Here is a 14,663-nt window from a genome sequence, read left to right as displayed (position 1 = left end):
TTAGTTTTTATTTTAATGCAAACAAAAATAATCTAATTTATTGCTTTGACCCTACAATTGAGGAGGATGAGCTAACCAATAACGCCTTAGATCCAGGGTGTTGGGATACTCTGGATTGATGATCTCTAAGGGTGTCCCTGCTTTGAGATTGGTTTTGTTTTCTGCCACAAATCTCGATACGCCGGGTGTAAAAATCACTGGAGCTGTTTGTTCCAGAGAGGATGATGGGGTCTGCCCAAATTCCCAAAAGCGACTGATTTTTCTGGACTCTGCTTCATAACTGTTGATTGGATAGGTATCAAAACTCCGTCCTCCCGGATGACTAACAAAATATTTGCAACCTCCTATGATTTTATTATTCCACAGATCGAGGATGTCAAATGTCAGCGGGGCATCTACACCAATCTTAGGATGAAGTGCAGATGGAGGATTCCAGGCTTTGTATCGGACACCAGCTACATACTCGCCTTTGATACCTGTAGTTCTAAGTGGCGTACGGCATCCATTGCAAAGTAATATATGTCTGCCAGGCACCATGCCTGATATTTTGACCTGGATCCTTTCAAGGGAGGAATCTACAAATCGGGCAGTCCCGGCATTGGAGAGCTCTTCGCCGAGCACATGCCAGGGTTCGATACCAAGACGGATTTCCAGATGAATGCCGTCCACGGTGATGCTACCATAATGCGGAAATCTAAATTCGAAAAAAGGGTCAAACCAGGAGATGTCAAAAGCGTATCCTGCATCTTTAAGATCATTGACCACATCAATCATGTCGATATAGGCAAAATGCGGCAATAGGAATTTGTCGTGCAATTCTGTACCCCATCGGATGAGTTTTTTCTTATAGGGATTTTTCCAAAATTTGGCCACCAGTGCTCTGACCATCAAGGTTTGCACCAGGCTCATCTGTTTGTGCGGGGGCATATCAAATGCACGCATTTCCAGTATACCCAATCTGCCTGTATTGGAATCAGGCGAATACAGCTTATCAATACAAAACTCAGCCCGATGAGTATTGCCTGTGATATCAACCAATAAGTTTCGAAAAATCCTGTCAACCAACCAGAAAGGGACTGGTCCATGGTCAGGAATCTGCTCAAAAGCGATCTCCAGTTCATATAATCTTTCGTCACGGCCTTCGTCAACCCTGGGTGCCTGGCTGGTAGGACCTATAAATGGACCTGCGAATAAATAGCTCAAAGCGGGGTGGTGCTGCCAGTAAGTAATCAAACTTCGCAACAGGTCAGGTCTACGCAAAAAAGGGCTGTCGGCAGGAGTGATTCCACCTAATGTCACATGATTGCCTCCACCTGTGCCTGTATGTCGACCATCCACCATAAATTTTTCTGTACCAAGTCTTGCCAAAAATGCTTCTTCGTATAAGGCGGTGGTATTATCAACCAGTTGTTGCCAGGTTTGGGTAGGATGCACATTTACTTCTATGACTCCGGGGTCTGGAGTCACCATTAATTTCTCCAATCTATTATCAGCAGGAGGTGTGTAGCCTTCGATTCTAACCGGCATGGATAATCTACTGGATATGTGTTCAATATGCGCTATCAGTTCAAGATATTGTTCAAGATGATCTACCGGTGGCAAGAACACGTATATTATGCCTTGTCTTTCCTGGATGCACAATGCCATGGTGAAAGTTTCGACTATTTCACTGGAAGTTAAATCCGGCTCATCGATGGCTGCAACGTTGCTTTTGATTAAAAGAGATAGAGCAAGATCAGGTACTTCTTCGAAAGGGCTTCTGGGTAAAATGATTTGAGCAGTTTTGGTTGTGGTTTTGGGAAGAGACTCCAGGGGTAGCCTTAAACCTAAAGGAGAATTGCCAGGGATAAGGAAACAATTTTTTCGCCGGAAAGTCCATGCACAAGAGTTCCATTTGGCCTCTTCTAAACTCCATTTTAAGGGTAATATAAATCCTGCTGGATTGTTCAAGCCTTTCTCCAATATTTGAGCGAGCGTATGCCTTTGAATGGAGTCTTTCAGATTCGTTTTCAGAGGGTCAACCTCGGGAGGGAGTTTACCTTCTTCAAGTGCCCAATAAATAGGATCTTCGTAAGCAGGCAGTGTAAACGAAGGTGCAATATCGAGCTGGCTGGTCAATTCCTGGATGAATATTTCAGCATGTTGAAACGTATAGGGGGTTTGACCCTCTTTTGCCACCAGGGCTTCGTTATTCCAGATAGGCAATCCATCTTTCCTCCAATAAAGCCCATATTGCCACCTTGGCAAAAGCTCCCCGGGATACCATTTTCCTTGGCCAAAATGCAACAAACCGCCATGAGCAAATCGGGATTTTAATCGATTGGCCAGATCATAAGCAAGCTTTCTTTTTAGTGGGCCATCAGCTTCAGTATTCCACTCAGCAGATTCCAAATCATCTATAGATACAAATGTTGGTTCACCTCCCATAGTAAGCCTTACCTCGTGGTCAACCAGGTCTTGCTCTACGACTGCTCCCACCGACATGACTTTGGCCCATTGATCATCGTTATATGGTTTGGTGACGCGAGGATCTTCATAAATACGAGTGACCCGATTTTCAAACTCAAATTTTACATCGCAGATATCTGTTGCGCCGGTCACTGGAGCAGCATTGGCATAATCGGGGTTACAACTCAATGGGATATGTCCTTCGCCGGCAAAAAGACCAGAAGTAGGATCTAATCCAACCCAACCAGCCCCAGGAATGTATACTTCTGTCCATGCATGAAGGTCTGTAAAATCTTTTTCAGGACCAGAAGGACCATCTAAAGATTTGATATCGGGCGTTAATTGGATCAAATAGCCAGAAACAAAACGGGCTGCCAATCCATAATTTCGGAGTACTTGCACCAATAACCAGGCAAAATCCCGACAGGAACCACTCCCTTTATACAAAGTTTCGTCACAAGATTGCACTCCGGTCTCCATGCGAATATTATAGCTGAGTGCCTGGTACACCTGCCGGTTGATATCTACCAGAAAATCAATAGTTTTGAGTGGAGAGATTGGCCGGCATCGCTCGATAAATTTTTGGGTGGTGGGACCGATCATCTCCAACTCGAGGTAAGGATTTAATTCTTTTTTCTGCCTATCATCGTAAATGAATGGAAACATGTCCGCCGATTCTTCGACAAAAAAGTCAAAAGGATTGATGACCTGCATCCTGGCGATCAGCTCGACTTCTATCTGAAGGAAGGTAGATTTTTCGGGAAAAACCACTCTTGCCTGGAAATTACCAAAAGGATCTTGTTGCCAATTGATGAAATGATCTTCAGGTGTGATCTTGAAGGAATAAGTTTCGATTGGAGTTCTTGAATGTGCTGCAGGCCTTAGTCTGAAAATATGAGGATAAAGTTTTACCGCCCGGTCAAAGTGATATATTGTTTTGTGGTAGATGCTGATTTTTGTAGCCATAGTCGATCATCGTGTCAGTAGAAAATAAATTGTTTTGAGCTGACAATTCCTGTCAAGGTAGTTGAAAACCATGGTTTTAAAGGCATAACTACCTCCATTTTCGACAGATGTTTCCAAGAAGAATAACAAAAAATTGTAGATTTCAAAAACATTATGAATGAGGTGTGGGCTTGTTTCCCGCTTTAATTATTTAACCAATCATTAATACCGTGAACACTACTTTGGCACGTTTTTTACTCAAATAATATATATGAAACCATCTGATAGAAATGAGAAAAAGGATCGAGCTACTGCCATGGTAGTAACTATTTTGATTCATGCCATTATCCTGGCAGCTTTGTTTTTTGTCGGTATGCCTGATAAAAAGGCCAAACCTGCCACTGAAAAGATCGAAAATCAATCATTGGCAGACAAACTAAAGCCAAAAGCTTAATATCATGCCCTACTAGGTATAAGTCAATTTTTAATTCCAGCATCCTGAATGCCAAGAAGACCTAACATAAAGGAATATTCTGCAGCACGCTCATGTAACCTCTGAAACCTGCCTGAGGACCCACCATGTGAGCCTGACATATTGGTTTTTAACACCAAAGTATTATGGTCGGTCTTCAATTTTCGAAGCTTGGCGACATATTTGGCAGGCTCAAAATATTGAACTTGTGAATCATTTAAAGAAGTAAACACATAGATATTGGGATATTCTTTTGTCTCAATATTGTCATATGGCGAATATTTTTTCATATAGTCATATTCAGCTTTAATATTGGGATTGCCCCATTCGGTATATTCTCCGGTAGTCAAAGGAATGGAAGGATCCGACATCGTCGTCAATACATCTACAAAAGGTACTCCGGTGATAATTCCTTTAAATAAGTCTGGTCTTAAATTGGTGATAGCGCCCATCAGCAAGCCTCCCGCACTTCTTCCTGTCGCAAATAATCTGTCTTTTGAAGTAAATTTTTGATCCACCAACCATTGACCGCAATCTATAAAATCGGTAAAAGTGTTCATCTTATTCATCATCTTACCTTGCTCATACCACTTAAAGCCCATCTCCATGCCTCCTCTTATATGGGCTATCCCACACACAAATCCCCGATCAAGCAGACTGATCCAATTGCTATTAAAATCTGGATCATAGGTGGATCCATATGATCCATAGCCCACCAGGTAACAAGGTGCTGTGCCATCTTTTTTGAATCCCTTGCGGTAGACCAGGGACATAGGGATTTTGGTCTTATCTTGACCTTCAACCCATACAAACGCTGTCTCATAATTATCCGAAGAGAAACCGTTTAGTATTGGCTGGACTTTTTTGATCTCCTTTGTTTTAGTTGCCAGATTATAATCAATCGTGGAAGGAGGTGTTTTGAAAGAATTGAAGACATACCGCAATACATCGGTGTCAAACTCAGGATTTTCTCCAAAACCAGCCGAATAGGTGGGTTCTCCAAAGTCGATATAGTGTTCAGCACCATCAGACCAATTTCTGACCAACATCTGATTCAACCCATTTTTTCTTTCTTGTACGACGAGATAGTTTTTAAAAATTTCAAAATGTTCGATCAGTACATTTTCATCATGAGGTATGACATCTATCCAGTGATCGACACTTACCTTCGATACGGGCGTCTTCATGAGTTTAAAATTTTTCGCGCCGTCCTTATTGGTCAAGATATAAAACTCATCCCCGAAATGATCCACAGAATAATAAAAGTCTTTTGTCCTTGGTTTTATCACATCAAATGATCCTTTGGACTCGTCTGCCGACATGACATGGGTTTCGACATTTTGTGTATATCCATGATTGAGGAAAATATATTTATCTGACTTGGATTTTGATATACTGCAGTAGGCTGTTTCGTCAATTTCGTTGAAGAGCAATTCATCTTTTATTCCGCCCAGGGTATGACGCCAGATTTTATCAGACCTTAATGTGACAGGGTCTTTGGTATCATAAATGATGGTCTTAGAATCATTGATCCATTCCAAGCCACCAGCTGTTTCAAACTGATCTGGCAACAAGGAACCTGTCTGCAGATCTTTGACATAAGCAGTAAAAAGATTGCGACCTGTGGAGTCTACTACATACATCATATATCGGTCATCAGGACTCACATTGATACCACCTGCCAGCATATATTGGTGGCCTTCAGCCAACTGATTGACATTGAGCAGGATAAGTTCGGGTGATTCCAAACTGCCTTTTTTACGACAAAATATGGGATATTCTTTGCCCGTCTCAAACCTGGTATAATAAAAGTAGCCATGCTTAAAATAAGGAACCGAACTGTCATCCTCTTTGATCCTGGCCTTTAATTCATTGAATAAGTCTGCTTTCAATGTTTTGACGGGACTGAGCACACTGTCTGTGTATGCATTTTCATCATTGAGGTATTGGATGACTTCCGCATTATCTCGTTCGTTGAGCCAGTAATATGGATCCTGACGGGTATCCACGCCCACAGTCAAAGATTTGGGTTTTTCGGCGGCAGTAGGAGCTATATATTTTTCAGGTGTAAAAAGATTGATAGAGTTGGTCATATTTTTTTGATCAGATTTAGGTATGCAAGCATTCATTGAAAAAATAACCAAGAGTAAGACCCAATTTTTTTTCATCAGATGAAGATTAAAATTTCAGGAAAATAAGCCATGAATTTTGCCATCGATCATATTGACGATTTTTCCTAAATCTTCGGATCGATTGATAAAATCAAGGTCGTCTATAGGTACTATGAGCAATTGTGATTGATAGCCATCGATCCATTCGTCATACTTTTTATTCAGTTTTTTGAGGTAATCAAGACTCATATTGCCTTCATAATCTCTTCCTCTTGTTTGGATATGATCCACCAAAGTGGAGATATTGCCTTTAAGGTAAATCAATAGATCAGGGGGATCTATTTGTGAAGACATCGTGTGAAATAAGTGCTGGTAAGAGTCAAAATCACGCTTGGTCATAAGCCCCATTTCATAGAGGTTGGGAGCAAAGATATTGGCATCTTCATAAATAGTACGATCCTGGATCACAGGCATTTCTCCTGCACGGATAGCCAATATCTGCTTGTACCGGCTGTGTAAAAAATGGATCTGAAGATTAAAAGACCATCTGCTCATATCAAAATAAAAATCTGAGAGATAAGGATTGTCGGAGGCATCTTCAAACATAACATCCCAGCTATAATGTTTCGACAGTTGCGCCGCCAGGCTGGTTTTGCCGGCTCCGATATTGCCTGCTACGGCTATGTGCTTGATTGCTGTACTCATTTAATATGTCGCAAGATAAGACATGGAACAGAAAAATCTAAACCCACTATGTTGAATTGCCTCCTTTTAAATCTGACCAAGGCAAAAGGAGGAGCTCAATCATAAATGCCTAAAAACGTACCTTTGGCGATCAAATCCAAGCACTTATCTAAATAAACCTTATGCAAGTCTCTGATCAGTTAATTTTAAAGCTAGAAATGTTAGCCCAACTCGAACTGGATTCCACCGAACGTGCCTTGCTGCAAAAAGACCTTCAGAATATCATCGGCATGGTCAATAAACTGCAATCTATCGATACTACCGATTTAGAACCACTGGTCCACCTGGGTGCAACTGAGTCTGCTTTGAGGGACGATATACCCGGGGGCCAATTGGACAGGAAAGCTGCCTTGTCCAATGCAACTCAAAAAGATGAATATTTTTTTCTGGTACCTAAAGTAATTGAAAAATGAGTGCTTTAATCGAAATACAGGGTTTGACAAAAACCTATATTATGGGTGCTGATACCGTGCAGGCCTTGAGGGGCGTAGACCTTTCAATATTTAAGAACGAATACACCGCATTGATGGGACCTTCGGGCAGTGGCAAGTCTACTTTAATGAACCTGCTTGGCTGCCTGGATACACCCACCAGCGGAACCTATATGCTTAACGGCAACGATGTCAGCAGTATGAATGATTCTGAACTGGCTGAGATCAGAAATAAAGAAATTGGGTTCGTCTTCCAGACTTTCAACTTACTTCCCAGGTTGAGTGCACTTGACAATGTTGCACTTCCCTTAATCTATGCAGGCATGAGTAAATCAGCGAGAATAGAGCGTGCCTCCCATGTGCTTGAAATAACTGGATTGGGTGATCGTATGACCCACAAACCCAATGAGTTGTCGGGTGGTCAGCGCCAACGGGTCGCTATCGCCAGAGCTTTGGTCAACAATCCCAGTATCATATTGGCTGATGAGCCGACAGGCAACCTGGATTCAAAGACCAGTGATGAGATCATGCGCATCTTCGAGGAAATCCATAGCCAGGGCAATACCATCATATTAGTCACACACGAACCTGATGTGTCATTACATGCACATCGAATCGTAAGATTAAAAGATGGAGCGATTGAATCTGATACCATCAACGAAAATCCAGTGAAATATGGCATTCCAGTAGGCGTGCATTAACCCCTGCTTCGTTAAAATTTATCACTGACCATCTGAATGAAGTCAGTCCAAAGGGTTGGTCTGAACAAAATGGTCAATGCAAAACCTGTCACTGCTCCCCAAAGATGGGCAGTATGATCTATGATACCTCCTCCCTTTCTAGCTGAATAAGTAGAGTAAATCAGATAGAGTACAGCGGCGATCACCCCTGGAATAGGAATCACATAAAACAATAGTAATTGGACCCAGGGGTAGAAAATAATGAACGAAAACATGATACCTGATACGGATCCTGAAGCGCCAACACTGGCGAATTGAGGATTATCATTTTTCTGAAAATAGGTCATCAAATTGGCCAAAATACCACTGACGAGATAAAGTACCACGTAGAACACCCGGCCATTGAGCTGGCCAAATACTTCCTGAAACTGGTATTCTAAAATGGTGCCAAAGCTATATAGGGCATACATATTAAAAGCCAGATGCATCCAATCTCCATGTACAAAAGTACCTGAGAGGATCCGGTAGTACTCCGAATTTTTCTTTTCAGCAAAGGGCCAATGCTTGAGCTTTTGCAACAAATCATGATTCTGGAATGCTTGCCAGGAGATCAATACATTGAGGATGATGATAACGATGGTGACGCTCATAGTTTAAGTTATTAATAAAAAGTCAATCGTGGTGATAAGGTTCGTTTTTTAATATGGTACAGGCTCGATATACCTGTTCTAAAAGAATTAATCGAACCATATCATGTGAAAATGTCATGTTGGATAGAGAAATTTTAGCCTTGGACCGATCATAGATCGATGGGTGAAACCCAAATGCTCCCCCTATGAGAAATATGATCCGTTTAGAGCTTTGGAGCATCCATTTATTGATTTGAGATGCAAACTGCTTGGATGTAAAAGGTGCACCTTGCTCGTCCAATAAGATCAAATAATCTTCAGAGGTAATTTTGCTTATGATATAGTCGGCCTGCAATTTTAAGGACTTTTCTTTATCAGCAGTGCGGGCTGCTTTAGGCTCCGGCCATTCCACATATTCTACAGGAATGTAATGTTTGAGTTTTTTGCAATATAATTCTATTCCATTCTGGAGGTAAGAATGGGCACACTTACCGATCGCCCAAATTTCAAATTTCATACTTATCGGGTCGAATACACCCGATATTCCCAGGGTTTTAGAGTGATTTTTTGATCTTTTTTATAGCTGGCAGCTTGCAAGGTGAAAATATCCTGCATGGCAGGTATATCCTTAGTGATCATAGCGGTCTGAGGTTTGGCAGACAGATTGAGCATAACGATAACTCTATCACCGTCTTTGTTTTTTTCAAAAGCATAAACATCTTTATGTACTGCTATTTTTTCAAGTGGGACACCGGCAGAACCATTACCCAGGGCTTTATTTCGCTGTTTTAGATCAAACAAAGTTTTAAAAAAATCTGCATACGCATAGTTCTTCCAGGGTATTGAATCTTTTTCAAAAAATTCCAGCCGTTTTTTGAGTGGTTCTTCCTGTCCACTGTAGAGTAACGGCATGCCATCGAAAGTGAAGGCCAGTACATCCATGATTTTATCAGCAGCACCCATGCGCTCAAATTCAGTACCTGACCAGGAGTTTTCATCGTGATTGGAAGTAAAATAGATATGATAACCTTTAAGGTTTTTAATGCGATCATTTACCAGCAGTGAATCAATAGCCGAAGCATGTTGTTTACCTTTAGCAATATCATTGAATAGATGATGGAAATCCCATCCATAGTCTACATCCAAAGCGCCGTCATTTCGAAATTGAGGAATCTCACTTTCACCCAATAAAAGGATAGATTTCATCGATCGCAGACTGTCGGATACGGTGCGCCAAAAATCAGCAGGTACATTGTGGGCCACATCATATCTGAACCCATCCACATCAAAATCGGTGAGCCAATACTGCATGGCATCAATCTGAGCCTGACGCATAGCCTGATTGTCATAATTGAGGTCTGCGACATCAGTCCATCCCCAGGACTTCCCCGTCTCAGGGTCTATTGGATCGATGATTTGGCCCATAGAATCCTGGGTATAGTATTCTGGATGAGCTTTAAGCCAAACATGGCCCCAGCCGGTATGATTAGGCACCCAATCGATGATGACCTTCATGCCAGCATGATGTATTTTATCCACCAGGTTTTTAAAATCCTGTTTAGTACCAAACTCAGGATTGGTCTCCATAAAATCTGAGACACTATAATAACTACCGAGGGTTCCTTTTCTTTTCTCTTCACTGATTGGGAAGATTGGCATTAGCCATAAAATATCCACGCCCATCTTAGCCAATCGATCTACGTGATTGCCAAACGCATCGAAAGTGCCCTCCGGAGTATACTGTCGCAGATTGACTTCGTACATGACAGCCTGATCATCCCATTCAGGATTGCCAGTGATCTCTACCGGTTTGCTCGTCACAGGTACAGCACTTTGTTTGTCAGTAGGAGACGATTGGCGACATGCTGTGAATAATAAGATAGTCAGGAAAATGATAGAAAATATTTTCATAAAAAAGGAGATATAAAGTTTAATAACGACAACGATTAAAGTAGTTTTAATTCAGCTTGTAAAAATAGATGTTTATAATCTTTCGGAAAGACTGGTGTGGTCTTGAAAGGTCTTTTTTAGCCATTTTTGAAGCTGATCTGCCAAGGAATGTGCTTTTACCATGTGTAAATAGGCCAATATGTTTTGAATTTTTACTGCTGGGGTAGGGCCAACATGGGTTTCTAAATATTGGGTAAATATCTTTTTATAACCCTGTTCCAACCATTCCGGAGCAATCACTATCAATCTTTGAGTATACGATTTCAATAGGTCTAGGCTCAAATGATCTGAAAGTATAACCAGGGCTTCTTCTGTCTGACCTTCTTCAATAAAATAATTGGCCAACAGCAGTTTACTTTTTGGATGCTTGGATTGTGTCAGCGACTTGACGATCAGGTCTTTACTTATTTTGTGTTCGGTCAGATATTTTAAATATTTTTCTTCAGCGTTTTTCTCCAGAAGTGTGAGTGCATATTTGATAGAAGAAGGTTCGTCAGGAAACAGCGTCCAGATACGGTCCAAAATTTTATTTTTCCAAAATTCATCCGGAGCTATTTTGGTCAACCATTTCCCGAGGGTTTTAGCAGAATCACGCTGTTGATTATTGAGCAGATCCATGGTAGATAACCATCTCGAATAGTCACTGTTTATTTCAAAAGCCTGATACAACATAGATTCTTGTTGTAGCTTCATTGCAGTTTTTACCAAGGCCAATAAAGGAATGGGATTGAGCTCTTTTCGTGCAATTTTTTTAATAATATATTCATGAATTTTTACCTGAGTATCCAGGTCGGATTTATAGATAAGGAGCTCATATAAATTATGCGGAGAATGAATCATAGGGTAGGCGGGGTCGCTAAACAACTCCGTCAATTTTTGTTCAACTTCGGCTCTGAAATCGGGAGCAAGCCTCATGTCCAGAATACTTTTGAGTTTTTGATGTATAAGGATCCAATACTTTTCAAATTCTCCAAAATAAAGCTCCATCTTACGGTAGATCGAATGAAATTTTTCCATCAATTCAATGCAAATCGCAAATGCTTCTATAGGATTCTCCATAGCAATAAGATCATCTACCTGCAGCAGCAGTTCTTCACTGATCCAAAAAAGTGATTGCAATGCATGTTTCGCTATTTTTCCCATGGAGTTAGGCGTCAGGCGAGTCATACTTTTAATCAAATCATGATACTTCTGCTGTGGCGAATTGACCTGGATACGGCTGGCAAAATGCAATTTTACGGCCTGGGCAAATTGTTTGTTCATGCGCGCATATCGTTGCAAAAACCTGTCGAGGTCTTCTTTGGGGATTTGCTGTAAAATCGTGGGGATAGAAATACGGGAAGGCAACATTATTTCCCTGGAGGCAGGTGTAAGGTCTTGATCCTTTTCGGTGACTCGCCTGTGGAGGATGATGGCGGCAATCAAATGAATACAAATTTTTTTGCCTGCTGCTCCACAAGTACAGTTGGATTTTTTGATATATTTCCTGCCAAAACTGATCTCCGTAGAAAGTTCTTCCGTTGAATCTGACCACTCGAGGGTATATAAGCCCAATTCACCTTTAGTGAGTTTTACTTGATCGCCATATTGCTCCACCAGGTCATATGCTTTTTGGAACAAGTCAGGGTCAACAAAATTTTCGATATATCTCCAATCCGGCTTTTGCATTACTATAACCAACAAAGTTAGCCTAAATGCGGGGATATTTATAAAGGAAAACTCGCAGTATCATCCGCTGCGCCAAATCGAGGTACTTAGGCTTTAGGTTTGACTACACTGGAAGTAACAGGTCGATTGCCTTTCATTTTAGAGGCTGCCTCAATGGCCTTAAATGCATTTACATAAGATCCTGAAATACATAATTCGCTCAACGGTACTGAATCGCTGGTACCCGGCTTGATCACTTTACCGTTATATGCATTGCCATTTTTAATAATAGCTTTACGTACTTGCTTGGCACTGAGTTTAGGGTAATAAGATCTGATCACAGCAGCGACACCTGCCATCACAGGGGATGCCATACTGGTACCATCAGCAAACTCATATTTATTTTCAGGAGTGGTACTATAAATTCGTACACCTGGGGAGAATATGTCGACTGATTTTTTGCCATAGTTCGAAAATGAAGCTACCAGATCTTCATCTTTGGTAAAAGAAGATGCGCCTATATCTAACCAACCTTTAATCTCCTTTTTACAAAAAAGGCATTTCCTATCCAGTTTGTTTACTGGAAAGTGGAGGGTAGCATCATTGTCCTCACCGGCATTACCTGCTGCATGCACCAGGAGCACATCGTGTTTGGCAGCATATAGTATCGCATCATCAATCGCTTTTTTATATGGAGATTCGCCTTTACCAAAACTCATATTGATGACTTTGGCACCATTATCCACAGCATATCGAATACCATTGGCGATGTCTTTGTCTCGTTCGTCACCATCGGGTACTACTCTGACAGCCATAATCTTTACGTTAGTGGCGATGCCATCTATACCCAAGCCATTGTTTCGAACTGCAGCAATAATCCCGGACACATGGGTCCCGTGAAATGCATCCGGACCTTTGACATCATTGTTGCCATAATACTTTTCATATGGGTCATCATAATGGTCGCCTACAATCGTACGCGAGTCGTAGTCAGCATTGTATTGATATAAAAACTTCGCTTCAAGATCGGCCCGGGGAGCACTGTATTCGGTTTTAATAGATTGATTGATTTGGTCAAAAGAATTAATATAAGATTGTTCTTGAAGTATCTGAGTCAGTATTTTGGTGCCAATATTGATATATACATTTTTATTGGTGTCGACTTTCTCAAGTGTTTTCAGACTGAGCGGTTGGGAACCAATTTCCTGGGCTACAGCATCGATGACTTGTAATAGCAATCCTTCATTTCTTTTGAGTTCCTCCCATTGTGTTTCAGCATTCTTTCTTTTCCCTTCTATATCAAGCTCCAGATCCTGATATCGTTTAAATTCTACCTGCTGTTCTTTCGGCACGGATTCAGGTTTGGTGTTTTTGTACTTTTTTCTAAGGGTGGCCAGGGTCCTGGTTGTTTCATAGGAGTCATATTGTACATTGGCTCCAGAGGCATTCCCAATAAAATTCCAACCATAGACATCATCTACATAACCATTGCCATCATCATCCTTATTATTGCCTGGTATTTCTTTAGGATTGACCCAGATGTTTTGCTTGAGATCTTCATGATTGATGTCGACACCACCGTCTAAAACAGCAACGATGACCTCATGACCAGCCTTATTTTTGAGCAGTTTTTTATAGACATCTTCTATTCCAGTACCGGGTATCTTGCCATCAGCGTTTCGCAGCTGCCAGTTAATTAGATCATTTTCAGACAGTTGAGCGAAGTTTGGAGAACAAATAGCGAGTATCAAGATCGCAACTAAAACAAATTTCAATTTCATAATACAAAGAACACTTTAATTGCCACAAGGTCAGGACAATTTTTGTCTTTTAACACAAAATTCACTACATCATTATAGAAAATAAAAGAGAAGCTATAAAATACTTCATTTAGTTTTGCAGTTGATTGTAAATCCATGAAGTTTAGTAATTACCTGGTACTCTTTTTAATATTATATAGTCTGGATAGTAAGGCTCAGGATGTTCAAGTCGGCTTAATCGGTGGCATGACTATCTACCAGGGTGATTTTCCCTCCTATCGACTGAAGGATACTTTGACCATCCTTGCTAATCCAGGTTTTGGCATATTTCTACGTAAACCGATCGGGGAAAAACTGGCAGTCAAAGGGTCGATTTATTTTTCACAATTTGAAGGGGATGACAGCCTTGATCCTTCTTTGCTGGGCTTTCGAAACCCCTCTTTTTTTAAATATCCTATGTCTGAATTTACGATCACTGCCGATTACAGACTTTTTGCAATTAACCAATACAAGCGACCTATTGAGTTTTTTGTCCTTGGTGGCTTTGGTTTTTCAAAATCCACTGTTTCTAACCAGGATATAGCTGCTGATTGTCCGATCCTGAATCTTATTCTTCCACTAGGCGCAGGGATTCGAACCAGGATCAATGACAATATATATTTGTCTTTACATTTTGAGCAGGTACTGACCAATTCTGATTGTCTGGATGGTTTTAAAGGATTGAATTCAGCCAAAGACACATATTCTTCTCTAAAAGTGGGTATTTCTTACTCATTTGCCCCAGCTACAGGTAATAGCAAAAATATAGGTTGTCCAACGTTTTAAGATTATTCAGTAAATACCCTG

The 14,663-nt window shown here is 40.9% G+C and carries 12 protein-coding genes; 4 read left to right on the top strand and 8 right to left on the bottom strand.

Annotation, left to right across the window (positions count from 1 at the left end; all coding sequences use genetic code 11):
• Positions 1-51: 51 nt before the first annotated feature.
• Positions 52-3,414 (bottom strand): transglutaminase family protein, encoded by a 3,363-nt coding sequence (locus IPJ09_04185; protein MBK7370632.1) that lies wholly within the window; start codon positions 3,412-3,414, stop codon positions 52-54.
• Between the two features lie 250 nt (positions 3,415-3,664).
• Between IPJ09_04185 and IPJ09_04180 the strand changes: the two genes are divergently transcribed.
• Complete coding sequence (locus IPJ09_04180) at positions 3,665-3,847, top strand: hypothetical protein (protein MBK7370631.1); 183 nt, start codon at positions 3,665-3,667, stop codon at positions 3,845-3,847.
• A gap of 23 nt (positions 3,848-3,870) precedes the next feature.
• Here the strand turns inward: IPJ09_04180 and IPJ09_04175 are convergent, their stop codons facing one another.
• Together IPJ09_04175 and IPJ09_04170 are read right to left on the bottom strand one after the other, a co-directional pair.
• A complete protein-coding gene (locus tag IPJ09_04175) occupies positions 3,871-6,033 on the bottom strand; it encodes a S9 family peptidase (protein MBK7370630.1) in 2,163 nt (720 codons plus the stop codon).
• Positions 6,034-6,051: 18 nt separating this feature from the next.
• Positions 6,052-6,681 carry a deoxynucleoside kinase gene (locus IPJ09_04170; protein MBK7370629.1) on the bottom strand — a complete coding sequence of 210 codons (630 nt, stop codon included), beginning with the start codon at positions 6,679-6,681 and terminating at the stop codon, positions 6,052-6,054.
• A gap of 161 nt (positions 6,682-6,842) precedes the next feature.
• On the opposite strand from IPJ09_04170, the gene gatC reads away from it, so the two are divergent.
• Together gatC and IPJ09_04160 are read left to right on the top strand one after the other, a co-directional pair.
• Entirely contained in the window at positions 6,843-7,133 is a 291-nt protein-coding gene (gene gatC, locus IPJ09_04165) for an Asp-tRNA(Asn)/Glu-tRNA(Gln) amidotransferase subunit GatC (protein ID MBK7370628.1), read from the top strand.
• Positions 7,130-7,852 carry an ABC transporter ATP-binding protein gene (locus tag IPJ09_04160; GenBank protein MBK7370627.1) on the top strand — a complete coding sequence of 241 codons (723 nt, stop codon included), beginning with the start codon at positions 7,130-7,132 and terminating at the stop codon, positions 7,850-7,852. The genes gatC and IPJ09_04160 overlap by 4 nt, the downstream gene beginning before the upstream one ends.
• An 11-nt stretch (positions 7,853-7,863) precedes the next feature.
• On the opposite strand, the gene IPJ09_04155 is transcribed toward IPJ09_04160, so the two are convergent.
• The 5 genes from IPJ09_04155 to IPJ09_04135 all read right to left on the bottom strand — a co-directional run bounded on the left by IPJ09_04155 (position 7,864) and on the right by IPJ09_04135 (position 13,838).
• The gene (locus IPJ09_04155) at positions 7,864-8,481 is read right to left on the bottom strand and encodes a rhomboid family intramembrane serine protease (protein MBK7370626.1); all 618 of its coding nucleotides are present in this window, start codon (positions 8,479-8,481) and stop codon (positions 7,864-7,866) included.
• 22 nt (positions 8,482-8,503) lie between these two features.
• Positions 8,504-8,977: a 23S rRNA (pseudouridine(1915)-N(3))-methyltransferase RlmH gene (locus IPJ09_04150; GenBank protein ID MBK7370625.1), complete on the bottom strand. Its 474-nt coding sequence runs from the start codon at positions 8,975-8,977 to the stop codon at positions 8,504-8,506.
• 2 nt (positions 8,978-8,979) lie between these two features.
• Complete coding sequence (locus IPJ09_04145; protein ID MBK7370624.1) at positions 8,980-10,371, bottom strand: alpha-amylase; 1,392 nt, start codon at positions 10,369-10,371, stop codon at positions 8,980-8,982.
• Positions 10,372-10,443: 72 nt separating this feature from the next.
• Positions 10,444-12,078, bottom strand: coding sequence for a hypothetical protein (locus tag IPJ09_04140; protein MBK7370623.1), 1,635 nt, complete (start codon positions 12,076-12,078; stop codon positions 10,444-10,446).
• A gap of 86 nt (positions 12,079-12,164) precedes the next feature.
• A complete protein-coding gene (locus tag IPJ09_04135; protein ID MBK7370622.1) occupies positions 12,165-13,838 on the bottom strand; it encodes a S8 family serine peptidase in 1,674 nt (557 codons plus the stop codon).
• Positions 13,839-13,973: 135 nt separating this feature from the next.
• Between IPJ09_04135 and IPJ09_04130 the strand changes: the two genes are divergently transcribed.
• The gene (locus IPJ09_04130) at positions 13,974-14,642 is read left to right on the top strand and encodes an outer membrane beta-barrel protein (protein MBK7370621.1); all 669 of its coding nucleotides are present in this window, start codon (positions 13,974-13,976) and stop codon (positions 14,640-14,642) included.
• The last annotated feature ends 21 nt before the right edge of the window (positions 14,643-14,663 follow it).

The sequence above is a fragment of the Saprospiraceae bacterium genome (genome assembly GCA_016709995.1).
GTDB lineage: Bacteria > Bacteroidota > Bacteroidia > Chitinophagales > Saprospiraceae > JADJLQ01.
Note: the sequence above shows the minus strand (reverse complement) of the source record. Positions and strands in the feature narration are given on the sequence as shown.